The 22562-nt window shown below is 59.2% G+C and carries 20 protein-coding genes and 1 riboswitch; of the genes, 13 read left to right on the top strand and 7 right to left on the bottom strand.

Annotation, left to right across the window (positions count from 1 at the left end):
• Position 1: 1 nt before the first annotated feature.
• Both arnB and KHQ26_RS06690 read right to left on the bottom strand, forming a co-directional pair.
• Positions 2–1141, bottom strand: coding sequence for a UDP-4-amino-4-deoxy-L-arabinose aminotransferase (gene arnB / locus KHQ26_RS06685; protein WP_004173962.1), 1140 nt, complete (start codon positions 1139–1141; stop codon positions 2–4).
• A gap of 396 nt (positions 1142–1537) precedes the next feature.
• A complete protein-coding gene (locus tag KHQ26_RS06690) occupies positions 1538–2044 on the bottom strand; it encodes a phenolic acid decarboxylase (RefSeq protein ID WP_004173961.1) in 507 nt (168 codons plus the stop codon).
• A 97-nt stretch (positions 2045–2141) separates the two neighbouring features.
• Here KHQ26_RS06690 and KHQ26_RS06695 point away from each other — a divergent pair, with 97 nt between their 5' ends.
• From KHQ26_RS06695 to KHQ26_RS06730, 8 genes are all read left to right on the top strand, one after another.
• Entirely contained in the window at positions 2142–3002 is an 861-nt protein-coding gene (locus tag KHQ26_RS06695; RefSeq protein ID WP_004151421.1) for a LysR family transcriptional regulator, read from the top strand.
• A gap of 138 nt (positions 3003–3140) precedes the next feature.
• The gene (nikA, locus tag KHQ26_RS06700) at positions 3141–4709 is read left to right on the top strand and encodes a nickel ABC transporter substrate-binding protein (RefSeq protein ID WP_004173960.1); all 1569 of its coding nucleotides are present in this window, start codon (positions 3141–3143) and stop codon (positions 4707–4709) included.
• Complete coding sequence (nikB, locus tag KHQ26_RS06705) at positions 4709–5653, top strand: nickel ABC transporter permease subunit NikB (RefSeq protein WP_002921105.1); 945 nt, start codon at positions 4709–4711, stop codon at positions 5651–5653. Before nikA ends, nikB begins: the two co-directional genes overlap by 1 nt.
• A complete protein-coding gene (nikC, locus tag KHQ26_RS06710) occupies positions 5650–6483 on the top strand; it encodes a nickel ABC transporter permease subunit NikC (RefSeq protein ID WP_004151422.1) in 834 nt (277 codons plus the stop codon). Before nikB ends, nikC begins: the two co-directional genes overlap by 4 nt.
• Complete coding sequence (locus KHQ26_RS06715; protein WP_004173959.1) at positions 6483–7247, top strand: nickel import ATP-binding protein NikD; 765 nt, start codon at positions 6483–6485, stop codon at positions 7245–7247. Before nikC ends, KHQ26_RS06715 begins: the two co-directional genes overlap by 1 nt.
• Positions 7244–8035, top strand: a complete 792-nt coding sequence (nikE, locus tag KHQ26_RS06720) for a nickel import ATP-binding protein NikE (RefSeq protein ID WP_004173958.1) — start codon at positions 7244–7246, stop codon at positions 8033–8035. Before KHQ26_RS06715 ends, nikE begins: the two co-directional genes overlap by 4 nt.
• On the top strand, positions 8023–8421 hold the full coding sequence (nikR, locus tag KHQ26_RS06725; protein WP_002921188.1) for a nickel-responsive transcriptional regulator NikR: 399 nt from the start codon (positions 8023–8025) through the stop codon (positions 8419–8421). Before nikE ends, nikR begins: the two co-directional genes overlap by 13 nt.
• Positions 8422–8519: 98 nt before the next feature.
• Positions 8520–8701, top strand: a riboswitch (M-box (ykoK) riboswitch).
• Between the two features lie 57 nt (positions 8702–8758).
• Positions 8759–9772 carry a magnesium transporter gene (locus KHQ26_RS06730; RefSeq protein WP_002921192.1) on the top strand — a complete coding sequence of 338 codons (1014 nt, stop codon included), beginning with the start codon at positions 8759–8761 and terminating at the stop codon, positions 9770–9772.
• A gap of 39 nt (positions 9773–9811) precedes the next feature.
• Here the strand turns inward: KHQ26_RS06730 and KHQ26_RS06735 are convergent, their stop codons facing one another.
• A complete protein-coding gene (locus tag KHQ26_RS06735) occupies positions 9812–11005 on the bottom strand; it encodes an NAD(P)/FAD-dependent oxidoreductase (RefSeq protein WP_004150109.1) in 1194 nt (397 codons plus the stop codon).
• A gap of 229 nt (positions 11006–11234) precedes the next feature.
• On the opposite strand from KHQ26_RS06735, the gene pitA reads away from it, so the two are divergent.
• Positions 11235–12731, top strand: a complete 1497-nt coding sequence (gene pitA, locus KHQ26_RS06740) for an inorganic phosphate transporter PitA (RefSeq protein ID WP_002921200.1) — start codon at positions 11235–11237, stop codon at positions 12729–12731.
• 55 nt (positions 12732–12786) lie between these two features.
• Here the strand turns inward: pitA and uspB are convergent, their stop codons facing one another.
• Positions 12787–13122 carry a universal stress protein UspB gene (gene uspB, locus KHQ26_RS06745; protein WP_002921203.1) on the bottom strand — a complete coding sequence of 112 codons (336 nt, stop codon included), beginning with the start codon at positions 13120–13122 and terminating at the stop codon, positions 12787–12789.
• 382 nt (positions 13123–13504) lie between these two features.
• On the opposite strand from uspB, the gene uspA reads away from it, so the two are divergent.
• Both uspA and dtpB read left to right on the top strand, forming a co-directional pair.
• Positions 13505–13942, top strand: a complete 438-nt coding sequence (gene uspA, locus KHQ26_RS06750) for a universal stress protein UspA (RefSeq protein WP_004145166.1) — start codon at positions 13505–13507, stop codon at positions 13940–13942.
• A 256-nt stretch (positions 13943–14198) separates the two neighbouring features.
• Entirely contained in the window at positions 14199–15671 is a 1473-nt protein-coding gene (gene dtpB / locus KHQ26_RS06755; RefSeq protein ID WP_002921264.1) for a dipeptide/tripeptide permease DtpB, read from the top strand.
• Positions 15672–15798: 127 nt separating this feature from the next.
• Here the strand turns inward: dtpB and rsmJ are convergent, their stop codons facing one another.
• The 3 genes from rsmJ to KHQ26_RS06770 all read right to left on the bottom strand — a co-directional run bounded on the left by rsmJ (position 15799) and on the right by KHQ26_RS06770 (position 20055).
• Entirely contained in the window at positions 15799–16551 is a 753-nt protein-coding gene (rsmJ, locus tag KHQ26_RS06760; RefSeq protein WP_004173956.1) for a 16S rRNA (guanine(1516)-N(2))-methyltransferase RsmJ, read from the bottom strand.
• 7 nt (positions 16552–16558) lie between these two features.
• Positions 16559–18601 (bottom strand): oligopeptidase A, encoded by a 2043-nt coding sequence (prlC, locus tag KHQ26_RS06765; RefSeq protein ID WP_211777868.1) that lies wholly within the window; start codon positions 18599–18601, stop codon positions 16559–16561.
• A 182-nt stretch (positions 18602–18783) separates the two neighbouring features.
• Positions 18784–20055, bottom strand: coding sequence for an acid phosphatase (locus KHQ26_RS06770; RefSeq protein ID WP_032410624.1), 1272 nt, complete (start codon positions 20053–20055; stop codon positions 18784–18786).
• Between the two features lie 193 nt (positions 20056–20248).
• Between KHQ26_RS06770 and KHQ26_RS06775 the strand changes: the two genes are divergently transcribed.
• Both KHQ26_RS06775 and gorA read left to right on the top strand, forming a co-directional pair.
• A complete protein-coding gene (locus KHQ26_RS06775; RefSeq protein ID WP_002921269.1) occupies positions 20249–21091 on the top strand; it encodes a 23S rRNA (adenine(2030)-N(6))-methyltransferase RlmJ in 843 nt (280 codons plus the stop codon).
• Positions 21092–21163: 72 nt separating this feature from the next.
• The gene (gorA, locus tag KHQ26_RS06780) at positions 21164–22516 is read left to right on the top strand and encodes a glutathione-disulfide reductase (RefSeq protein WP_002921271.1); all 1353 of its coding nucleotides are present in this window, start codon (positions 21164–21166) and stop codon (positions 22514–22516) included.
• The last annotated feature ends 46 nt before the right edge of the window (positions 22517–22562 follow it).

Here is a 22562-nt window from a genome sequence, read left to right on the forward strand (position 1 = left end):
ATCAACGTCCTGACAACTGGCGCAGTGCGGAGATAACGCGAGTGACATCGTCATCGGTCATATCCGGGAACAACGGGAGAGAGCAGATGCGGGCGCTGTTCCATTCGGTATTCGGCAGGGAAACCTCAGGGAAGCGCTCGCGGTAATATTTTTGCGTATGGGCCGCACGGAAGTGCAGGCCGGTGCCGATGCCCATCGCCTTCAGCTTTTCCATCAGCGCGTCGCGGCTGATGCCGCACGCGGCCTCATCGACGCGGATGATAAACAGATGCCAGGCGTGCTGGTGCTCCCATGCCGGGACGCTCAGCGGTTTAAACGACGTGTCCGCCAGCTCGCGCAGGTAGCGCTGGGCAATCTCGGTCCGGCGCTGATTGGCGTGGCTCAGTTTTTCCAGCTGGACCAGCGCCAGAGCGGCGTTGATATCGGCAAGGTTGTACTTGAAGCCCGGGGTGATCACCTCCGCCTGCGGCGCGCGGCCGTGGGTCTGGCGATCATAAGCGTCCACGCCCAGACCATGGAATTTCAGGCTACGGATGCGGGAGGCCAGCTCGTCGTCGTCGGTGACAATCAGCCCGCCTTCGGCGCAGGTCATGTTTTTGATCGCGTGGAACGAGAAAATGGCGGTCCCCTGCCAGCCCACGTGGCGGCCTTTATAATGGGTACCGGCCGCATGGGCGGCGTCTTCGATCACCGAAATGCCATGGCGCTCGCCCACCGCGCGAATGGCGTCGATATCGGCTGGCGCGCCCGCGTAGTGCACGGGAATTATCGCTTTGGTACGCGAGGTGATCGCCGCTTCCACCGCTGCAGGGGTAATCATCAGATTGTCGTTATCGACATCGATCATCACCGGCGTGGCGCCCAGCAGGCAGATCATATTGAGAGTGGAGACCCAGGTCTGGGACGGCGTAATGACTTCATCGCCGGGGCCAATACCCAGCGCCATCAGGGTCACATGCATCCCGCCGGTCGCTGAACTGACGGCAATCGCATGACGGTTGCCGGTCAGCTGGCAGAATGCCGCTTCAAGTGCCTGATTCTTCGGCCCGGTGGTGATCCAGCCCGACGCTAAAACTTCACGCAGCGCAGCCAGCTCTGCGTCGCCCATCGACGGGCGTGAAAAAGGCAAAAAATCGCTCATCATCATCCTGTTCTGTAGATGACCCACGCACGAATCTGGGTCGTTAGAATAAAATATCCTGCGCCTGCGGACTTAAACGAAATTAAAATGAAGTGAGTTCAGCACGGCATTCCATTTCAGGGTATCTCGACCACTATTAATGTAGTCGACCTTGCTTAGGATAATATTAAGAAATTAATATTTCTTCGGAATAAGAAATAAATTATTAATAAACAGTATGATAGGAGTTTTTTATGGCAGAAATTTGACGGAGATGCGTTCCTGTCACGAAAAAGAGAACAGGAACGCAATAGTTGAAATTAAACGAGAACTAAACCAGTTCACAATTTATTATTCTGTCATTGTCACGCTTAATGACAAAAAGTTAGCGCAGATCACAAAGTTATTTCTGCTGAATTACAAATTTGCAGGAAAATCCGCAGGCAATTCGCTCGCCGGGCAATTAATGACCTCGTCATTATCCGCGCCACAGTCGCGAATGAAGGTGATAGTGGCGAACTCGTCAATCACTTCCGTCGGGTAGGCCGGGCCGGCATCGCGATACGAATTCATCAGCGGAATATGGTCGTTCTGGAAGCAGATAGTTTTTTCCGGGTTATTCATGATCCAGCGCGGGAAGAAAATAGTGCCGTGGAACAGTTTGTCGCCCAGGTTGACGATCAGGCTGACGTCGGTGCCGGTCGGTTCGGTCCAGGAGATTTTGTAGATACTTTCCCCCACCCGCACAATGTACGCTTCCTGATCTTTCACCCAGCGATTGCCGACGATGCCGCTGTGAATACGGTAGTCGAGGGTGTGGCCATTTTTGACGTAAATCTCGTAGTTCCAGCCGTTGTCGTAGGTATAGACCAGATGTTTACCGATAAAGCCGCCGAGGTCATGTTTGTCGAAAGTGCTCATCATTTATTCTCCTCTGTTTTGTTGAGGACAGCATACGTCTTTAAAAAATGAATGAATAACGCTATGTTTGGATTAAATACATTAAAATTTTAGATTGATTATGCACAAGACAACCCTGGAGCAGTGGGCGTTACTCGAAAAGGTAGTGGAATTGGGGAGCTTTGCCAGAGCGGCGGAGGAGACCAATCGCAGTCAGTCATCGGTAAGCTATAACCTCGCGCTGCTGCAGGAGCGCTTAGGCGTGGCGCTGCTGGCGCCGTCCGGCCGGCGGGCGGTGCTGACGCCGGCTGGCGAACTACTGCTGAATCAGGTCAAGCCGCTGCTGCAGGCCTTCGCCTACGTCGAGACGCACGCCGCCACTCTGCGCAACGGGGCGCGGACCCGCCTGGATCTGGTGGTCGACAGTATTTTCCCGCGCCAGCGGCTGTTCGCGATTTTACGCCAGTTTCAGCAGCGCTATCCGCAGACCCAGGTCAGGCTCACCGAAGTGCTGGAAAACCTGGATGACGAGAGCGCGGCGCGGACGGAAGCCGATGTGATGGTGTTGACCCGCCGCCAGGATATTACCGGCCGCGGGGAGTGGCTGATGAATATTGATTTCATCGCCGTCGCCCACCGCGACCACCCTCTCGCCGCGCTGGACGGACCGCTGGAGGATAGCGCGCTGGCGCCGTGGCCGCTGGTGCGCATTGCCGATCAGGGCGGCGATAGCCAGGCGCCGCGAGACGCCTGGACCTTCTCCACCATTGATGCCGCCATTGATGCGGTGATGTATCAGGTCGGCTTCGGCTGGCTGCCGGAGGAGCGCATTCGCCCCCATCTCGACCAGGGCGTGCTGAAGCGGCTGCCCCTCAGCCATGGCGCGCGCCGCGCGACGCCGCTGCATCTGATCGTCAAGCGGGACCTGGCGCCGATCGACGAACAGGTGGCCACGCTGCTGGCGTTGTTCCGGACGCCCTGAGGGGTAAGGCGGCGCTGGTCGCCTGGGCGTAATGATACGATTTTCTTATACTTTCCGGCGCAATATTGATCCAGGTTACTCCCAAAGTATGATGAATCACTAAAATCGTCATACTTTCCTGTCGTTGAGATTGCCGTCTTGTCTATTATCCGCCTCACCCTGCTGGCGCTGCTCGCCTGCGTCCCTCTGCTGGCTCAGGCCGCGCCGTACCAGCTCACCACCGCCTGGCCGGTTAACGTCGGCCCGCTGAATCCCCATCTCTATACGCCCAACCAGATGTTTGCCCAAAGCATGGTCTATGAACCGCTGGTGAAGTATCAGGCTGACGGCAGCGTACAGCCCTGGCTGGCAACCCGCTGGCGTCACTCCGCCGACGGCAAAACCTGGTGGTTCACCCTGCGCGACGATGTGGCCTTCTCCAACGGCGAACCGTTTAATGCCCAGGCCGCGGCGGCCAATTTTCAGGCGGTGCTGGCCAACCGCCAACGCCACGCCTGGCTTGAGCTCGCCAACCAAATAACCGACGTGCGGGCCCTCAGCGCCACCGAGCTGCAGATCACCCTGAAAAGCGCCTACGCCCCCTTACTGCAAGAGCTGGCCCTGCCCCGCCCGTTCCGCTTCATCGCCCCCTCGCAGTTTATCGATGGCGGCACCGCCAGGGGCATTAAAGCCCCGATCGGCACCGGCCCGTGGCGGCTGGCAAGCTCGCAGCTCAATCAGCGCGATGTGCTGGTGCGCAATGAGCGCTACTGGGGTCGCAAACCCGCGCTACAGCAAATCACCATCAAGGTGATCCCTGACGCCACCAGCCGGGCGGTGGCGTTCGAAACCGGGGAAATCGATATGCTCTACGGCGATGAAGGGTTGCTGCCGCTGGACACCTTCGAACGCTTTCGCCATCACCCCGGCTACGTGGCGCGCCTGTCCGCCCCGGCGGAGACGGTAATGCTGGCGCTAAACGCCAGCCAGGGCCCGACCCGCGAGCAGGCGGTTCGTGAGGCGCTCAACTACGCCGTCGATAAACAGACCCTTGTCGATAGCGTGTTGTATGGCACCCAGCAGGTTGCCGACACCCTGTTTGCCCCCTCCGTCCCTTACGCCCCGCAGAATCTGACGCCGCGCCGTTACGACCCGACAAAAGCCCGCGCCCTGCTGGAACAGGCCGGCTGGCAGCAGCTGGAGGGCCAGCCCTGGCGACAAAAAGCCGGGCAACCGTTGGCGATTGAGCTGGCGTTTATTGGCACCGACGCGCTGGCTAAATCGATGGCCGAAATTATTCAGGCCAATCTGCGGCAGGTCGGCGTGCAGGTCACCCTGGTGGGCGAGGAGGAAAGCAGCATTTACGCGCGCCAGCGCGAAGGCCGCTTCGGCATGATCTTCAATCGCACCTGGGGCGCGCCCTACGATCCGCATGCCTTTTTAAGCTCGATGCGCGTCCCTTCGCATGCGGATTACCAGGCCCAGCGCGGCCTGCCAGACAAGGCACTGATTGATAAAGAGATTAGTGAAGTGCTGACCACCGGGGACGAGGCGCAGCGGAGAAAACTGTACCATGATGTGCTGACCCGTCTGCATCAGGACGCGGTGTATCTGCCCATCAGCTATGTCTCGCTGATGTCGGTCGCGCGCCAGGAAGTCGGGGAGATCCCGTTCGCCCCGGTGACCAGCGAGATCCCTTTCGACCAGATTACCCCGGTAACGCCATAATGCTACGCTATATTTTACGCCGCCTGCTGCTGCTGATCCCGCTGCTGCTCGCCGCCTCAGCCATCATCTTTCTGCTGCTGCGGCTCGGCGCCGGCGACCCGGCGCTGGATTATTTACGCCTGTCGAACCTGCCGCCCACTGAAGAGATGGTTGCCTCGACCCGCGAGCTGCTGGGGCTCAACCAGCCGCTGGCAATGCAGTATCTGCACTGGCTATGGCGGGCGCTGCACCTGGATTTCGGTCTCTCCTATGCCACCCAGCGCCCGGTGCTGGACGACCTGCTGCACTTCCTGCCGGCCACCCTGCTGCTCACCGGCGCGGCGCTGGCGCTGATCCTCGTCACCTCCCTGCCGTTGGGCATCTGGGCGGCGCGCCATCGCGATCGCCTGCCGGACTATATCGTACGGCTGATTGCCTTCCTCGGCGTCTCAATGCCCAACTTCTGGCTGGCCTTTCTGCTGGTGATGCTCTTTTCCGTGCATCTGCAGTGGCTCCCGGCGATGGGGTATGGCGACTGGCAGCACCTGATTTTGCCCGCCGTCTCCATCGCCTTTATGTCGCTGGCGATCAACGCCCGCCTGCTGCGCGCCAGCATGCTGGACGCCGCCAGCCAGCGTCACGTGATATGGGCGCGGCTGCGCGGATTGAGCGCGCGCCAGGTGGAGCGCCGACATATCCTGCGCAATGCCACCCTGCCGGTGGTGACCGCCATGGGCATGCACATTGGCGAGCTGATCGGCGGCACCATGATTATCGAAAATATCTTTGCCTGGCCCGGGGTCGGCCGCTACGCAGTTTCCGCCATTTTCAATCGCGATTACCCGGTGATCCAGTGCTTTACCCTGATGATGGTGACGGTGTTCGTGCTGGCTAATCTGGCGGTAGATGTGCTTAACGCGGCGCTCGACCCGCGCCTGCGCCGCCACGAGGAGGTGAGCGCATGAGAGGGCTACAAAGCTTTCGCTGGCCGGTAAAACTGGCCATGCTGGTTATCGCGCTGCTGGCGGTCATCGCCATCGGCAGCGGCTGGTGGCTGCCCTGGGATCCAGCGGCGATTGACCTTCAGCAGCGGCTGCTACCGCCGGGCGCAGCGCACTGGCTCGGCACCGATCATCTCGGCCGGGATATTTTCTCACGCCTGCTGGCCGCCACCCGCGTTTCGCTGGGGGCGGTGATGGCTTGTCTGCTGCTGGTGCTGCTGATCGGCCTGGCGGTCGGCGGCTGCGCCGGACTGCTGGGCGGCCGCGCCGACCGCGGCCTGATGCGCATCGCCGAACTGTTTATGACTTTTCCGACCTCGATCCTATCGTTCTTTATGGTGGGAGTGCTGGGTACCGGGCTGACCAATGTGATCCTCGCCATTGCGCTGTCGCACTGGGCCTGGTACGCCAGAATGGTGCGTAACCTGGTGGTTTCCCTGCGCCAGCGCGAATTTATCCTCGCCGCCCGTCTGAGCGGCGCCAGCCAGTGGCGGCTGTTCAGCGACCATCTGGCCGGCGCGGTGATCCCCTCGCTGCTGGTGCTCGCCTCGCTGGATATCGGCCATATGATGCTTCACGTAGCCGGCATGTCGTTCCTCGGTCTCGGCGTCAGCGCGCCGACGGCGGAATGGGGGGTGATGATCAACGACGCCCGGCAGTATATCTGGACCCAGCCGCTGCAAATGGTCTGGCCGGGGCTGGCGCTGTTCATCAGCGTGATGGCTTTTAACCTGCTGGGCGACGCGCTGCGCGATCGTCTCGATCCCCACCTGATCGCGGAGCATAGCCACTGATGCCGCAGAAGATCCAACTGGAACAGATCTCGCTTGCCGCTGACCGACCGCTGGTCAGCGACGTCTCCTTCACCCTGCGCCGCGGCCAGGTGCTGGCGCTGCTCGGCAGCAGTGGTTGCGGAAAATCGCTGACCTGCGCCGCCGCGCTGGGCCTGCTGCCGCCCGGCGTCAGGCAAACCGCCGGCCGGGTGCTTCTCGACGGCATTCCGGTGCACGGCGAACAGCTGCGCGGGGCGACCATCGCCACCATCATGCAGAACCCGCGTAGCGCCTTTAACCCGCTGCAGACCATGGCCGCGCACGCCCGGGAAACCTGCCGGGCAGCGGGTCGTGAAACGAATGACGCCGTGCTGCTGGCAGCGATGGAGGAGGTCGGTCTGGACAATCCGCGGGCGCTACTGAAGCGCTACCCTTTTGAAATGAGCGGGGGCATGCTGCAACGGATGATGGTCGCTCTCGCCCTGCTCAGCCGCGCGCCCTTTATCATCGCCGACGAGCCGACGACCGATCTCGATGCCATCGCCCAGGCGCGCATCCTCGACCTGCTGGCGGATATTGTCGCCAGGCGCGGTCTGGGACTGCTGCTGGTGACGCATGACATGGGCGTCGTGGCGCGGCTGGCGCATCACGTAACGGTGATGGAGAACGGTCGCCTCGTTGAACACTGCGATGTGAATACGCTATTTAGCGCCCCGCGGCACCCGCTCAGCCAGCGCCTGCTGGCCGCTCATCTGGCGTTATACGGTCTGGAGAAAACACCATGAATTTACTCAGCGCTACCGGGGTGAGTCACGATTATCCTCACCACGGCAGGGTCCTGCATGCGATCCATCTCGCCATCGCCCCCGGCGAAACGGTGGCCCTGCTCGGACGCAGCGGCTGTGGGAAAAGCACCCTGGCGCGGATGCTGGTGGGTCTGGAAACGCCGCAGCACGGCGATATTGCCTGGCGCGGCACGCCGCTGGCCGCCCTGAAGGGCGAGGCCATCGGCGCCTTCCGCCGTGATATTCAGCTGGTATTTCAGGATGCCTTCAGCGCGGTGAATCCGCGCAAAACGGTGCGCGAGATCGTCAGCGAGCCGCTGCGCCATCTGTTGTGCTTGTCGCGTGAGGCGCGTGCGCGGCGGGTGGAAGAGATGCTGCTGGCCGTCGACCTCGCGCCGTCGCTGCTCGATAAGCGCCCGGCGCAGGTCAGCGGCGGACAGCTGCAGCGCGTCTGCCTGGCACGCGCCCTGGCGGTACGGCCGCAGCTGTTGATCCTTGATGAAGCGGTTTCAAATCTCGATCTGCTGCTGCAGGCGGAGATTATCGCCCTGCTGAAGCGTCTACAGGCGCAGTTTGACACCGCCTGCCTGTTCATCACCCATGACCTGCGGCTGGTGGAGCGCTTTTGCCAGCGAGTGCTGGTGATGGAGCACGGGCGCATCGTCGAAACCGCAACGGTTAGTCTACCGCTACGCCTGCGTTCCCCTGCCGGACAGGCGCTCCAGCAGGCGGTGCTCCCCCCTTTTCCTGCCACTCTGCTTAACGAGGCCATGCCATGCAGCGCGTAACCCTGACCCTTGATGATGACCTGCTGGCCGCCCTCGATGCGCTAAGCGCCCGCCGCGGCTACCACAACCGTTCGGAGGCGGTACGCGATATTCTGCGCGACGCCCTCAACCAGGATCCTCCGTCGCCGGAATCACGGCGCGGGTATGCCGTCCTGTCGTACGTGTATGAACATGAGAAACGCGAACTGGCGAGCCGGCTGGTGGCCACCCAGCATCATCATCACGATCTCTCCGTCGCCACGCTGCATGTGCATATCAGTCATGACGACTGCCTGGAGATTGCGGTGCTGAAAGGTGATATGGCCGAGGTACAGCATTTTGCCGACGACGTGATTGCCCAGCGCGGCGTGCGCCATGGGCATTTGCAGTGTTTAGCGGATGATTAATTATTTGAAAATTCTTGGGTGGTTTATCAACAGTTGATAAACCACATAAACTATACGCTTTGTGAATTATCCCTCTTCGCCAATAATGGCGCCTCATTTAACGATCTCGTTATGGCGAGGCTCCTGCATAAATACAAGTTACCGCCCTGTTGGTATCGAGAGAGACCACTCAGGGAAATACAGGCTTCCATCGAATCAAGGTGTTGCCAAGGTAACTTCTGGCGGTCATGACCGTTCAGATACGTTATGCAGTGCTAAAACCAGGACGTAGGGATCTGCCTGCGCTAACCCTGTCTTGTTCGCCCCTATGAGTGATTTTTTATAGGGATTTTTAAACATGTCTTCCATTCAACTCTGCGCCGCCCATCAGGCGACCTCTGGCTTCGACGGCGATGCGATCGTCCAGTACATGCGTACCGATTTTATTACGCTGCAGGAACATCTCAGCGTTCATGAGGCGCGCGAACACTTTATCTCCCAGCTGGCCAGCGATGATATTCCCGGGCAGGTGTTTGTCGTCGCCGGCAAGAAGCTGCGTGGCAGCCTGTCGGTCAAAAAGCTACTCCAGGAAACGGATATCAACCAGTCTATCCGCCACCTGATGGACAGCTGCCTGTTTCGCGTCAAACCTGACGATGAGCGCCAGCAGGTGATTGCCGAGCTCAGCGAGCGCGGCCTCGACCTGGTCCCCGTCGTCGATAAAGGCGAGCTGGTCGGCTGCCTGATGGAGAAGGAGATCGCCCATCTGCTGGAGGATGACGTCACCGAAGATGCTCAGCTGCAGGGGGCAACGCTGCCGCTGGAAAAACCGTACCTCGAGATCAGCCCCTGGACGCTGTGGAAAAAACGCTCGGTGTGGCTGCTGCTGCTGTTCGTGGCCGAAGCCTACACTAGCAGCGTACTGCAGCATTTCGAAGAAGCCCTGGAATCGGCCATCGCGCTGGCCTTCTTTATTCCGCTGCTCATCGGCACCGGCGGCAACAGCGGAACGCAGATCACCTCGACGCTGGTGCGCTCGATGGCGCTGGGGGAAGTGCGACTGCGCGATATGGGGCGGGTGATCCGCAAAGAGGTATCGACCTCGTTTCTGATTGCCCTGACCCTGGGCCTGGCGGGCTGCCTGCGCGCCTGGATGATGGGGATTGGCATGGAAATCACGCTCATCGTCAGCCTGACGCTGGTGTGCATTACCCTGTGGAGCGCGATTGTCTCCTCGGTCATTCCGATGGTGCTTAAGCGGATCGGCATTGACCCGGCGGTAGTTTCCGCGCCGTTTATCGCCACGCTGATTGATGGCACCGGGCTGATTATCTATTTCAAAATCGCCCAGTATTTTCTTGGGTTGAACTGATCATATACGTCCGGGCACCAGGGCGCCCGGACGCGTAGATTACCCTTCCACCAGCGCCTGCGCGCAGGCCCAGGCGCTTGACCACGCCCACTGGAAGTTATACCCCCCGAGCCAGCCGGTAACGTCCATCACTTCGCCGATAAAGTAGAGACCCGGCGCCTTACGCGCCTCCATAGTACGCGACGAGAGTTCGTTGGTGTCCACGCCGCCGAGGGTCACCTCCGCCGTCCGGTAGCCTTCGGTGCCGTTCGGCTGCACGCGCCAGGCGGTTAACGTCTCCACCAGCGTCTGCTGATCGCGAACGTTCAGTTGCTTGAGCGTCACATCAGGTATCTGCCCCAGCTGCTGCAGACACTCCACCAGCCGCTTCGGCAGCTGCATCGCCAGGGTGTTCTTCAGGCTCTGGTTGGGATGCGCGCTGCGCTGCTCGTTAAGGAAGTCATCAAGATCGCAGTCCGGTAGCAGATTAACGGTGACGAACTCGCCGGGCTGCCAGTAGCTGGAAATTTGCAGCACCGCCGGTCCGGAAAGGCCGCGGTGGGTGAACAGCAGATTTTCGCGAAACAGAGTGCCGTTCTCGGCGGTAATGGTCGACGGCACCGACACGCCGGAGAGGACCTGCAGCTGCTCAAGCAATGGCTTGTGGAGGGTAAACGGCACCAGCCCCGCGCGGGTCGGCAGCACCTTCAGGCCGAACTGCTCGGCGACTTTATAGCCAAACGGCGAGGCGCCGAGCCCCGGCATCGACAGACCGCCGGAGGCGATCACCAGCTTTTTGGTCACCAGCGTTTCGCCGTTCACCTGTAGCCGGTAGCCTTGTTCATCGCGCTCCACGCTGAGGATTTCGCTGCGCAGACGGATCTGCACGCCGCCCTTTTCACATTCCGCGAGCAGCAGATTGACGATCTGCTCCGCCGAATCATCGCAAAACAGCTGGCCGAGGGTCTTCTCATGCCAGGCGATGCCGTATTTACCGACCAGCTCAATAAAGTCCCACTGGGTGTAGCGCGCCAGGGCAGATTTGCAAAAATGCGGGTTTTGGCTCAAATAGGCCGCCGGTTCAACATACATGTTGGTAAAGTTGCAGCGGCCGCCGCCGGACATCAGAATTTTTCTCCCCGGCTTTTTGCCGTTATCCAGCAGCAGGACGCGGCAGCCAAGCTGGCCCGCCTGCGCTGCGCAAAACATTCCCGCCGCTCCGGCGCCAACGACAATGGCATCAAACCTTTCCACACCGCGTTCCTCGTTCCCCAATTGTCGGGTTTTGTAAATATTTCACTCTGGTCACACCAGCGGGAAAAATCCCGCATTAGATACATCATTGAAAGATATAGGATTACTCCCAACAGGGTAAAACCTAAACAGGAAGAAAATCAAAAAAAGTCTATATTTCACTTTGCCCGCGCCGCTAAAGTCACTGATAATGCGCCGCGTTCATGTCCTCAAAATGGCGTAACGTCCTATGCTACATTTATTTGCCGGTCTGGATTTACATACCGGACTATTATTATTGCTTGCTTTAGCTTTTGTACTGTTTTACGAAGCGATTAACGGTTTCCATGATACCGCAAACGCGGTGGCTACGGTTATCTACACTCGCGCAATGCGCTCACAGCTCGCTGTGGCGATGGCGGCGCTCTTCAACTTCTTCGGCGTTCTGCTGGGCGGTCTCAGCGTAGCCTATGCCATCGTGCATATGCTGCCGACCGATCTGCTGCTTAACATGGGTTCCGCACATGGCCTCGCCATGGTGTTCTCTATGCTGCTGGCGGCGATCATCTGGAACCTCGGCACCTGGTACTTCGGTCTTCCAGCTTCCAGTTCTCATACCCTGATTGGCGCCATCATCGGCATTGGTTTAACCAATGCGCTGATGACCGGTACTTCCGTGGTTGATGCGCTGAATATCCCGAAAGTCATCGGTATTTTTGCTTCGCTTATCATCTCGCCGATCGTCGGTCTGGTGATCGCGGGCGGCCTGATTTTCCTGCTGCGTCGCTACTGGAGCGGAACCAAAAAACGCGCGCGTATCCACCTGACGCCCGCAGAGCGTGAAAAGAAAGACGGTAAGAAAAAGCCGCCGTTCTGGACCCGTATCGCGCTGATCCTGTCTGCTATTGGCGTGTCGTTCTCTCACGGTGCTAACGATGGGCAGAAAGGCATTGGCCTGGTGATGCTGGTGCTGATCGGCGTCGCGCCGGCGGGTTTCGTGGTGAATATGAATGCCTCTGGTTACGAAATCACCCGTACCCGCGATGCGGTCAACAACGTGGAAACCTTCTTCCAGCAGCGTCCTGAACTGCTGAAAAAAGCCACCGGCGTCGATCAGCTGGTGCCTTCTCCGGATACCAATACCGCGGCCAATGGCGAGTTCCACTGCCATCCGGCGAACACCATCAACGCCCTTGACCGCGTCAAAACCATGCTGACCGGCGTTGAGAACTACGAGTCGCTAAAACCGGAACAGCGCGGCCAGCTGCGTCGCATCATGCTCTGCATCTCCGACACCACCGACAAGGTGGCGAAGCTGCCGGATGTGAGCGCTGACGACCAGCGTCTGCTGAAGAAACTGAAAACCGATATGCTGAGCACCATCGAGTACGCGCCAATCTGGATTATCATGGCTGTCGCGCTGGCGCTGGGTATCGGCACCATGATCGGCTGGCGCCGCGTGGCGACCACCATCGGTGAGAAGATTGGTAAGAAAGGCATGACCTACGCTCAGGGGATGTCGGCTCAGATGACCGCAGCGGTTTCTATCGGTCTGGCGAGCTACACCGGGATGCCGGTTTCCACCACCCACGTACTCTCCTCCTCGGTAGCGGGGACGATGCTGGTGGATGGCGGTGGTCTGCAGAAAAAGACGGTGACCAGCATTCTGATGGCCTGGGTGCTGACCCTGCCGGCAGCGATTATCCTTTCAGGCGTCCTTTACTGGCTCTCCCTGAAACTGATTTAAGCGTTATTCGTTCAAAACGGGCCAGCTTGCTGGCCCGTTTTTTTATTCTGAAACGTTAGTGCCAGATCATCAGCGCAATCAGGCTCACCACCACCAGGCCGCACAGGGCGCTGGTCAGGATAAACTGGCGACGAACACGTTCGCAGCGACGAATAAATTCATCATCGTGATGGTCACGGTAGCGCTGGGCATAGATATACCACACCAGCCGCATCTGTTTGCTGGGCTGCCCGTGCGAGGTAAAAAAGCCGCCGCCATCAACATACTGATAGAGCAAGGGATCGCAACCACGTAGCACCACCAATAATGCACGCAACGATGAGAAGTAGCGTGCCATATTCACCACACAAACGACACACAGGGCCCAAAACAGCGCAATAGTGCTGATCATACCTCCTCCCCGGCGACCCGCCTACGGAGAAAACCTCCGCGGCTACCGCTCCCCAAATAACCCACGACGATACCGTAAAGAGTGCGATTCCGATCACATTTATTTTTCCGACCGGCTCATTAAATAGTGTAGGAGATCCATTAATTTTTTTACCACAAGGTTATTCGTTATCAATACGTAAGACGGATAAATTTGTTTAACTTTTAGGTGAACCCAGTGCATTGACGGAGTGCGGGGGGCGCTATAAGGTAGGAAATATCTTCTACAATGAAGTCCTTAAAGGCTACCCTCCCGCGAATGTAGCACGCAGGACGCGGGCGAAACGGCAGCGCCAGCTGTCAGGTCCAATGGTCATCGACAAACTTATGGAAGGAGTAACACTATGGCTTACAAACATATTCTGATTGCAGTAGACCTGTCCCCGGAGAGTAAAGTACTGGTTGAAAAAGCCGTTTCTATGGCCCGCCCGTATAACGCGAAAGTCTCCCTGATCCATGTGGATGTGAATTACTCCGACCTCTACACCGGGCTGATTGACGTTAACCTCGGCGACATGCAAAAACGCATCTCCGAAGAGACCCATCACGCGCTGACCGAGCTCTCGACCAACGCAGGCTATCCCATCACCGAGACCCTGAGCGGCAGCGGCGACCTTGGCCAGGTGCTGGTCGATGCGATTAAAAAATACGATATGGACCTGGTGGTCTGCGGCCATCATCAGGACTTCTGGAGCAAGCTGATGTCCTCTGCCCGCCAGCTGATTAACACCGTTCATGTCGACATGCTGATCGTCCCGCTGCGCGACGAAGAAGACGAATAACCGTCTCGTTTTATCCGCGCAATACGCCCGCCGATGCGGGCGTTTTTTATTTTCGCTTTCCCTCGCCATGCGGCAGAACTTCAATCCATAAAATCGCCATTCAATTAGTGTGATCAACCAGTTATTCGGCGAAATATCTATATAATAATCTATTCCATAAGCCAATAACCGCAGCATGGCGAGTTATCAGACATTTTCGGCGCGTTCTGGCATACGCGTTCATACTTTTTGGGAAAGTAATACAAGGCGAAGGAATATGAATACAACTGCACCTACGGGCTTGCTGCAGCAACCTCGTCCGTTCTTTATGATCTTCTTTGTGGAGCTCTGGGAACGTTTTGGCTATTACGGCGTTCAGGGGATCCTGGCGGTCTTCTTTGTTAAACAGCTGGGCTTCTCTCAGGAACAGGCCTTTATCACCTTCGGCGCCTTCGCGGCGCTGGTTTACGGGCTGATCTCCATCGGCGGCTACGTGGGCGACCATTTGCTGGGGACCAAACGCACGCTGGTGCTCGGCGCCATTGTGCTGGCTATCGGCTACTTTATGACCGGGATGTCGCTGCTGAAACCGCAGCTGATCTTTATCGCTCTCGGCACCATCGCCGTCGGCAACGGTTTGTTTAAAGCCAACCCGGCGAGCCTGCTCTCCAAATGCTATCCGCCGAAGGATGCCCGTCTCGACGGAGCATTTACCCTGTTCTATATGTCGATAAACATCGGTTCGCTGCTGTCGCTGTCGCTGGCGCCGGTGATCGCCGAAAAATTTGGCTACGCGGTAACCTATAACCTGTGCGGCGCGGGGCTGATTATCGCGCTGCTGGTCTACTTCGCCTGCCGCGGGATGGTGAAAGATATTGGCTCCGAGCCGGATCATCGCCCCCTCAGCCTACGCAATCTGGCGCTGGTGCTGGCCGGTACGGTGGTAATGATTTTTCTCTGCGCCTGGCTGATGCATAACGTGATGATCGCCAACCTGGTGCTGATTGTTCTGTCGGTCGTGGTTATTGCGTTCTTTTTCCGTGAGGCGTTTCGCCTCGATAAAACTGGACGCAACAAAATGTTCGTCGCCTTTATTCTGATGATCGAGGCGGTGCTGTTTTACATTCTGTATGCCCAGATGCCGACCTCGCTGAACTTCTTCGCCATCAACAACGTCCATCATGAGATCCTTGGCTTTACCATCAACCCGGTCAGCTTCCAGGCGCTGAATCCCTTCTGGGTAGTGGTCGCCAGCCCGGTGCTGGCGGCGATCTACACCCATCTCGGTCATAAGGGTAAAGACCTGACCATGCCGGTGAAATTTACCCTCGGGATGTTCCTCTGCGCGCTGGGCTTCCTGACCGCCGCGGCGGCCGGGATGTGGTTCGCCGACGCCCAGGGGTTAACCTCGCCGTGGTTTATTGTGCTGGTCTATCTGTTCCAGAGTCTGGGCGAACTGTTAATCAGCGCTCTGGGGCTGGCGATGGTTGCCGCGCTGGTGCCGCAGCATCTGATGGGCTTTATTCTGGGGATGTGGTTTCTGACCCAGGCCGCCGCTTTCCTGCTGGGCGGCTATGTGGCGACCTTTACCGCGGTGCCGGAAAACATCACCGACCCGCTGCAGACCCTGCCGGTCTACACCAATGTGTTCAGTAAAATTGGCCTGGTGACGCTGGGCGTCACGGTGGTTATGGCGCTGATGGTGCCGTGGCTGAACCGGATGATTAATACCCCGGCCAGCGCCGAATAACCGTTTGAGATGGCCGATCCGCTGGCGCCGTTTGTTTAAATATTGCGGTTCCCGGCTCGCGCTACAATTTGGTAGCCCGGATAAGGCGCTTTGCCCGCTATCCGGGTGATATCACAACGGCGAAAAATTACGCCGGCGTACCGGCGTAAATATCAAACCGATGTCCTTTGGTCACCACCGCGTTCGGCGTGGCGACATCCGCCAGCGGCGGCGCATAATCCGGGCGCTTGACTACCACTCGTTTGGTCGCCAACTGACGCGCTGGCGCCAACAGACCATCGGCGTCTAAATCCGGCCCCACCAGCGACTGAAAGACGCGCATCTCTTTCTTCACCAGCGCGCTTTTCTGCTTATGCGGGAACATCGGATCGAGGTAGACCACCTGCGGGCGCGGGGTGATATCGGTTAACGCCGTCAGGCTGGAGGCGTGGATCAGCTGCAGCCGCTCCTGCAGCCAGCCGCCGATTTCCGCGTCAGCATAACCGCGCGCCAGGCCATCATCGAGCAGCGCGGCGACCACCGGATTACGCTCCAGCATCCGCACGCGACAGCCGACCGACGCCAGCACAAAGGCATCGCGTCCCAGCCCGGCCGTCGCATCGACGACATCCGGCAGGTAATCGCCTTTAATACCCACCGCTTTAGCCACCGCTTCGCCGCGGCCGCCGCCAAACTTGCGCCGGTGGGCCATCGCCCCGCCGACGAAATCGACGAAGATGCCGCCAAGCTTGGGCTCATCGCGCTTGCGTAGCTCCAGATGCTCCGTCGTCAGCGCCAGCGCCATCGGGTTATCGTCATCCTGCTCCAGCCCCCAGCGGGCGGCTAAAACAGATAAGGCGCCGTCACCGGCGCCTGTTTCATCAATTAAGCAGATCTTCACGTAGCAATCAGCCTTTGATCCCGTAATGCTCCAGCATCGCGTCCAGCTGCGGCTCGCGCCCGCGGAAGCGTTTGAACAGCTCCATCGGCTCTTCGGAACCGCCGCGGCTCAGGATATTGTCGAGGAACGACTGACCGGTTTCACGGTTGAAAATCCCCTCTTCTTCGAAGCGTGAGAAGGCGTCTGCCGCCAGCACGTCGGCCCACAGGTAGCTGTAGTAACCTGCCGCATAGCCGCCAGCGAAGATGTGGCTGAAGGCGTGCGGGAAGCGGCCCCAGGTCGGCCCCGGCACCACGGCGACCTGCTTTTTAATCTCGGCCAGGGTCTCAAGGATTTTCGCCCCCTGCTCCGGTTTGTACTCCGCATGCAGGCGGAAATCGAACAGGCCGAACTCCAGCTGGCGCAGAATAAACATCGCCGCCTGGTAGTTTTTCGCCGCCAGCATTTTCTCCAGCAGCTCCTGCGGCAGCGGTTCTCCGGTTTCATAATGGCCGGAGATAAACGCCAGCGCTTCCGGCTCCCAGCACCAGTTCTCCATAAACTGGCTCGGCAGCTCGACCGCATCCCACGGCACCCCGCTGATGCCGGAAACCCCGGCGGTGTCGATGCGGGTCAGCATATGGTGCAGACCGTGGCCGAACTCGTGGAACAGGGTGATCACTTCGTCATGGGTGAACAGCGCCGGCTTGCCGTTGACCGGGCGGTTGAAGTTACAGGTCAGGTAGGCGACCGGCTTCTGCAGGGAACCATCCAGTTTACGCATCTGGCCGACGCAGTCGTCCATCCACGCCCCCCCGCGCTTATGCTCGCGGGCATACAGGTCGAGATAGAAGCTGCCGCGCAGCTCGTTGTGTTCGTCATACAGCTCGAAGAAGCGCACTTCCGGATGCCACACATCGACATCGGTACGCTCTTTAGCGGTAATACCGTAAATGCGCTTAACCACTTCAAACAGGCCGCTAACGGCTTTGTTTTCCGGGAAATAGGGGCGCAGCTGCTCATCACTGATGCTGTAGAGGTGCTGCTTCTGTTTTTCGCTGTAGTAGGCAATGTCCCACGGCTGCAGCTCATCGACGCCAAACTCGGCTTTGGCGAAGGCGCGCAGCTGGGCCAGCTCTTTTTCGCCCTGCGGACGGGCGCGTTTTGCCAGGTCGGTGAGGAAATCGAGCACCTGCTGCGGATCCTTCGCCATTTTGGTGGCGAGGGATTTAAACGCATAGCTGTCAAAGCCCAACAGCTGCGCCAGCTCGTGACGCAGGGCGAGGATCTCCGCCATCACCGGGCTGTTATCCCATTTCCCGGCGTTCGGGCCCTGATCGGAGGCGCGGGTGGAATAGGCGCGATACATCTCTTCGCGCAGCGCCTGGTTATCGCAGTAGGTCATCACCGGCAGATAGCTCGGAATATCCAGGGTCAGCAGATACCCTTCCTGCTCTTTGGCCTGCGCCTGAGCCTGAGCGGCGGCCAGCGCGCTTTCCGGCATGCCGGCCAGATCGGCGACATCGGTCACCAGCTTGTTCCAGCCCATGGTGGCGTCGAGGACGTTGTTGCTGTACTGGTTGCCCAGCTCAGAGAGGCGCGCGGCGATTTCACCGTAGCGTTTCTGCGCCTCCGGCGGCAGGCCAATCCCGGATAATTCAAAATCGCGCAGCGCGTTATCAACCGCTTTTTTCTGCGCGGTATTCAGCGTGGCGTAGTTATCGCCATCGCGCAGGTCGCGATAGGCTTTATACAGGCCTTCATGCTGGCCGACCCAGGTGCTGTACTCGGAGAGCAGCGGCAGCGTCTGTTCGTAGGCCTCACGCAGTTCAGGGCTGTTTTTAACCGAATTCAGATGGCTGACAGGCGAGAAGATGCGTCCCAGCACATCGTCCACTTCCGCCAGCGGCTGGCAAAGATTTTCCCAGCTATACGGCGCGCCGTGCGCCACCGCGCTTTCCACCACGGCCCGGCAATCCTCCAGCGCTTTGGTGACCGCAGGGACCACGTGCTCTGGTTTGATCGCAGAAAAAGGCGGCAGGGAGAAAGGCGTCAATAATGGATTGGTCATATGCGCTGTCCTGTTGAAAAGGGTGAATGAAGCGCGCGTCCGGCGCTTATGCATGAGATCTAGAATGGGGGATAGTTGGGGGAATTTCAATGACGGGCGGTGCGTCAGCCTGGGTATTGCTGCGATAAGTCCGCCCGTTGCCGGAAAAGCGCGACACGCAGTGCAGCGTGCCGGAAACCACATTACTGCCTTTTTTGCGCCATCTCCCAGGCCGCCGACAGATTCAGCCGCTGCCAGAATTGCTGTTCGGGGGTGGTGCCGTATAGCGGGTAACCCGCCGGCAGCGCGGTGTTGACCATCAGCGCCCGACGCTGGGCCGCTGACAGATGCGGCAGGGCATCTTCCAGCAGCACTTCCGCCCCCTCCGGCACCTGTAAACGCGGCTGCGGACCCTTCTGCTGCGGCAGATCGTAGGTCATGGTGAAGCGAGAGAAATCACGCATCGCCGGATCGCGCCAGGGATCGTCTTTCACGCTGCTCTTCGCGCACTCGGCAAGCGATGTGCCGCAGGCCTTCGCCAGCGCGGCGCGCAGCTGATCGCGGGCTTCGTTAAATAATACCCGGTAGTGCGGATCGTTAAGATAGTGGGCCACGTTGCGCTCGGCCACCATTCGCGAGCCGATCACGTCCAGCGGGTAGTGGACGCCCAGCACGATGCGCGAGTAGCCATAGCGGGCGCCGCGCGCCACCAGCGCGTCGTAGCGCTCCGGGATCATCGCCGCCAGCAGCAACGCATCGGTATAGCCGGTGTTGGTGTGGCCGCTGGGGAACGAGCCGCCGTCGGCGGTGTAGGGCTGGTTATCTTTCACCACCACATCGTCAGGCACCAGGTGAATGGTGTTGCCCTGCACCAGAAACGGCCGCGGATTATTGAAGTGCTTTTTCGCCTCGCCGGTGCTGACCTCCGAGGCTTTGATCAACGCTGCCGCTTTCCCCAGCGCGCCCTGGTCATAGGCGGTCAGAAACGCTTTGCCAAGGCGTGGCCCCAGCGCATCGCTGAGGAAGTAGAGGTAGCTAATGCCTTCCGCATCGGCCAGCGCCTGACGGCGCGTGGTCTGCACGGCGTCGCGATTGATGGCGGTCACCGTCGCCAGATTCTGCTTCACGACGGTCTCCGGCAGGGTGCTGAACGCCGACAGCAGCGCAATGCCCGCCTGCTGGTTGGCCCGGGTCTGGAAGTCATAGCCGCTGGCCTTCAGCCAGGCGGTATCGGCCTGAGTTTGGTTTTGTTTGGTGTGCGCCAGCCGATCGCGGGTCAGCGTGGCGGCATTCCCCTGCAGAGCGTGGCGTAGCTGCGCCAGCGCCTGTTGCTCAAGATCGTCATACGCCTGGCTGGAGGCAGCCGGCGTCACGCTATTGGCGAGGGCCGCCGCCCTGTTCAGCGGGATGTCTTTAGCCAGAACCGGTTGCGCCAGCAGCAGCGCGACGGCCAGCAGCGAGAGTTGCCTTTTCATTATTTTTCCTTTTATTCAAATAATTACCTTGCCTGTACCCGACGCTAGCGCGGCCGTTTGACGTTTTTATGACAGCGTTATGTTTTGCAACGCTTTTGGCAGAAATGAAACAGCGTGGCGGCGCAGCGGTAATCTCGGCCGATCTGCGGTAGACTATCGGTTAACTTGTTTACTTCCCGGAATCTCTGCATCCATGCTCAGTTATCGCCACAGCTTTCACGCAGGCAACCACGCCGACGTCCTCAAACACACCGTTCAGAGCCTGATCATTGAATCACTGAAAGAGAAAGAAAAACCGTTTCTCTACCTGGACACTCACGCCGGCGCGGGCCGCTATCAGCTGAGCGGCGAGCACGCCGAACGTACCGGCGAGTATCTTGAAGGCATCGCCCGCATCTGGCAGCAGGACGACCTGCCGGCAGAGCTGGAGCCGTATATTTCGGTCGTAGAACACTTCAACCGTAACGGCCAGCTGCGCTACTACCCGGGCTCGCCGCTGATTGCCCGCCAGCTGCTGCGCGAGCAGGACAGCCTGCAGATGACCGAGCTGCACCCGAGCGACTTCCCGCTGCTGCGCGCTGAATTCCAGAAAGACAGCCGCGCGCGCGTCGATAAAGCCGATGGCTACCAGCAGCTGAAAGCCAAGCTGCCGCCGGTATCGCGCCGCGGTTTGATTCTGATCGACCCGCCGTACGAAATTAAAACCGACTATCAGGCGGTGGTCACCGGGATTAACGAAGGCTACAAACGCTTCGCCACCGGCACCTACGCCCTGTGGTACCCGGTGGTGCTGCGCGCGCAAATCAAACGCATGATCAAAGAGTTAGAAGCCACCGGCATTCGCAAAATCCTGCAGATTGAGCTGGCGGTGCGTCCGGACAGCGACCAGCGCGGCATGACCGCCTCCGGGATGATCGTCATCAACCCGCCGTGGAAGCTGGAGCAGCAGATGAATAACGTGCTGCCGTGGCTGCACAGCAAACTGGTTCCGACCGGCACCGGCCACGCCACCGTCAGCTGGATCGTACCGGAGTAATCGCAACCATCGGTGGAACCTTTTAAGCCTCGCGCTACAATCGCGGCAATCAACGATTAAGGACATATGGGCATGAGCAAACATTATGATTACCTCGCCATCGGCGGCGGTAGCGGCGGTATCGCCTCAATTAACCGCGCGGCCATGTACGGCCAGAAGTGCGCGCTGATTGAAGCCAAAGAGCTGGGCGGCACCTGCGTCAACGTCGGCTGCGTGCCGAAAAAGGTGATGTGGCATGCGGCGCAGATCCGCGAAGCGATTCATCTTTACGGCCCGGACTACGGTTTCGATACCACCATCAACCATTTTGACTGGGAGAAGCTGGTCGCCAGCCGTAGCGCCTATATCGACCGTATTCATACCTCTTACGACAACGTACTGGGTAAGAATAAAGTCGACGTGATCAAAGGCTTCGCGCGCTTTGTCGATGCCCACACAGTGGAAGTCAACGGCGAGATCATCACCGCTGACCATATCCTGATCGCCACCGGCGGCCGGCCGAGCCACCCGGATATTCCGGGCGTCGAATACGGTATTGATTCCGACGGTTTCTTCGAACTGCCGGCGCTGCCGAAGCGCGTGGCGGTGGTCGGCGCAGGCTATATCGCCGTTGAGCTGGCGGGGGTGATTAACGGCCTCGGCGCCGAAACCCACCTGTTCGTGCGTAAACACGCGCCGCTGCGCAGCTTCGATCCGCTGATCGTTGAGACCCTGGTGGAAGTGATGAACGCCGAAGGCCCGCAGCTGCATACCAATGCGATCCCGAAAGCGGTGGTGAAGAATGCCGACGGCAGCCTGACGCTGGAGCTGGAAGATGGCCGCAGCCAGACCGTTGACTGCCTGATCTGGGCGATTGGCCGCGAACCGGCGACCGACAACTTCAATCTGGCGGCAACGGGCGTTAAAACCAACGATAAAGGGTACATCATCGTTGATAAATTCCAGAACACCAACGTGCCGGGCATCTACGCGGTGGGCGATAATACCGGCGCCGTTGAGCTGACGCCGGTCGCCGTGGCCGCAGGCCGACGTCTCTCCGAACGCCTGTTTAACAACAAACCGGAAGAGCATCTGGACTACAGCAACATCCCGACCGTGGTCTTCAGCCATCCGCCAATCGGCACCGTCGGCTTGACCGAGCCGCAGGCGCGCGAGCAGTACGGCGACGACGCCGTGAAGGTCTACAAATCTTCCTTCACCGCGATGTATACCGCCGTGACCTCTCACCGTCAGCCGTGCCGCATGAAGCTGGTGTGCGTCGGCCCGGAAGAGAAGATTGTCGGCATCCACGGCATCGGCTTCGGGATGGATGAGATGCTGCAGGGCTTTGCGGTGGCCCTGAAGATGGGCGCCACCAAAAAAGACTTCGACAACACCGTCGCCATTCACCCGACGGCGGCAGAAGAGTTCGTCACCATGCGCTAAGACGCGATCGCCGGATGATAAAAAGAAGCCCCCAGGGGCTTCTTTT

It is taken from the genome of Klebsiella sp. 10, from assembly GCF_018223925.1.
GTDB lineage: Bacteria > Pseudomonadota > Gammaproteobacteria > Enterobacterales > Enterobacteriaceae > Klebsiella > Klebsiella pneumoniae.

Excerpts from the sequence above, each read along its gene's own strand:
- KHQ26_RS06730 (WP_002921192.1), top strand. The coding sequence starts at position 8,759 with ATGTCTTCCATTCAACTCTGCGCCGCCCATCAGGCGACCTCTGGCTTC.
- gorA (WP_002921271.1), top strand. The coding sequence starts at position 21,164 with ATGAGCAAACATTATGATTACCTCGCCATCGGCGGCGGTAGCGGCGGT.
- dtpB (WP_002921264.1), top strand. The coding sequence starts at position 14,199 with ATGAATACAACTGCACCTACGGGCTTGCTGCAGCAACCTCGTCCGTTC.
- nikC (WP_004151422.1), top strand. The coding sequence starts at position 5,650 with ATGAGAGGGCTACAAAGCTTTCGCTGGCCGGTAAAACTGGCCATGCTG.
- uspA (WP_004145166.1), top strand. The coding sequence starts at position 13,505 with ATGGCTTACAAACATATTCTGATTGCAGTAGACCTGTCCCCGGAGAGT.
- pitA (WP_002921200.1), top strand. The coding sequence starts at position 11,235 with ATGCTACATTTATTTGCCGGTCTGGATTTACATACCGGACTATTATTA.
- prlC (WP_211777868.1), bottom strand. The coding sequence starts at position 18,601 with ATGACCAATCCATTATTGACGCCTTTCTCCCTGCCGCCTTTTTCTGCG.
- nikR (WP_002921188.1), top strand. The coding sequence starts at position 8,023 with ATGCAGCGCGTAACCCTGACCCTTGATGATGACCTGCTGGCCGCCCTC.
- KHQ26_RS06775 (WP_002921269.1), top strand. The coding sequence starts at position 20,249 with ATGCTCAGTTATCGCCACAGCTTTCACGCAGGCAACCACGCCGACGTC.
- arnB (WP_004173962.1), bottom strand. The coding sequence starts at position 1,141 with ATGAGCGATTTTTTGCCTTTTTCACGCCCGTCGATGGGCGACGCAGAG.
- nikB (WP_002921105.1), top strand. The coding sequence starts at position 4,709 with ATGCTACGCTATATTTTACGCCGCCTGCTGCTGCTGATCCCGCTGCTG.
- KHQ26_RS06715 (WP_004173959.1), top strand. The coding sequence starts at position 6,483 with ATGCCGCAGAAGATCCAACTGGAACAGATCTCGCTTGCCGCTGACCGA.
- KHQ26_RS06690 (WP_004173961.1), bottom strand. The coding sequence starts at position 2,044 with ATGATGAGCACTTTCGACAAACATGACCTCGGCGGCTTTATCGGTAAA.
- nikE (WP_004173958.1), top strand. The coding sequence starts at position 7,244 with ATGAATTTACTCAGCGCTACCGGGGTGAGTCACGATTATCCTCACCAC.
- KHQ26_RS06695 (WP_004151421.1), top strand. The coding sequence starts at position 2,142 with ATGCACAAGACAACCCTGGAGCAGTGGGCGTTACTCGAAAAGGTAGTG.
- uspB (WP_002921203.1), bottom strand. The coding sequence starts at position 13,122 with ATGATCAGCACTATTGCGCTGTTTTGGGCCCTGTGTGTCGTTTGTGTG.
- KHQ26_RS06770 (WP_032410624.1), bottom strand. The coding sequence starts at position 20,055 with ATGAAAAGGCAACTCTCGCTGCTGGCCGTCGCGCTGCTGCTGGCGCAA.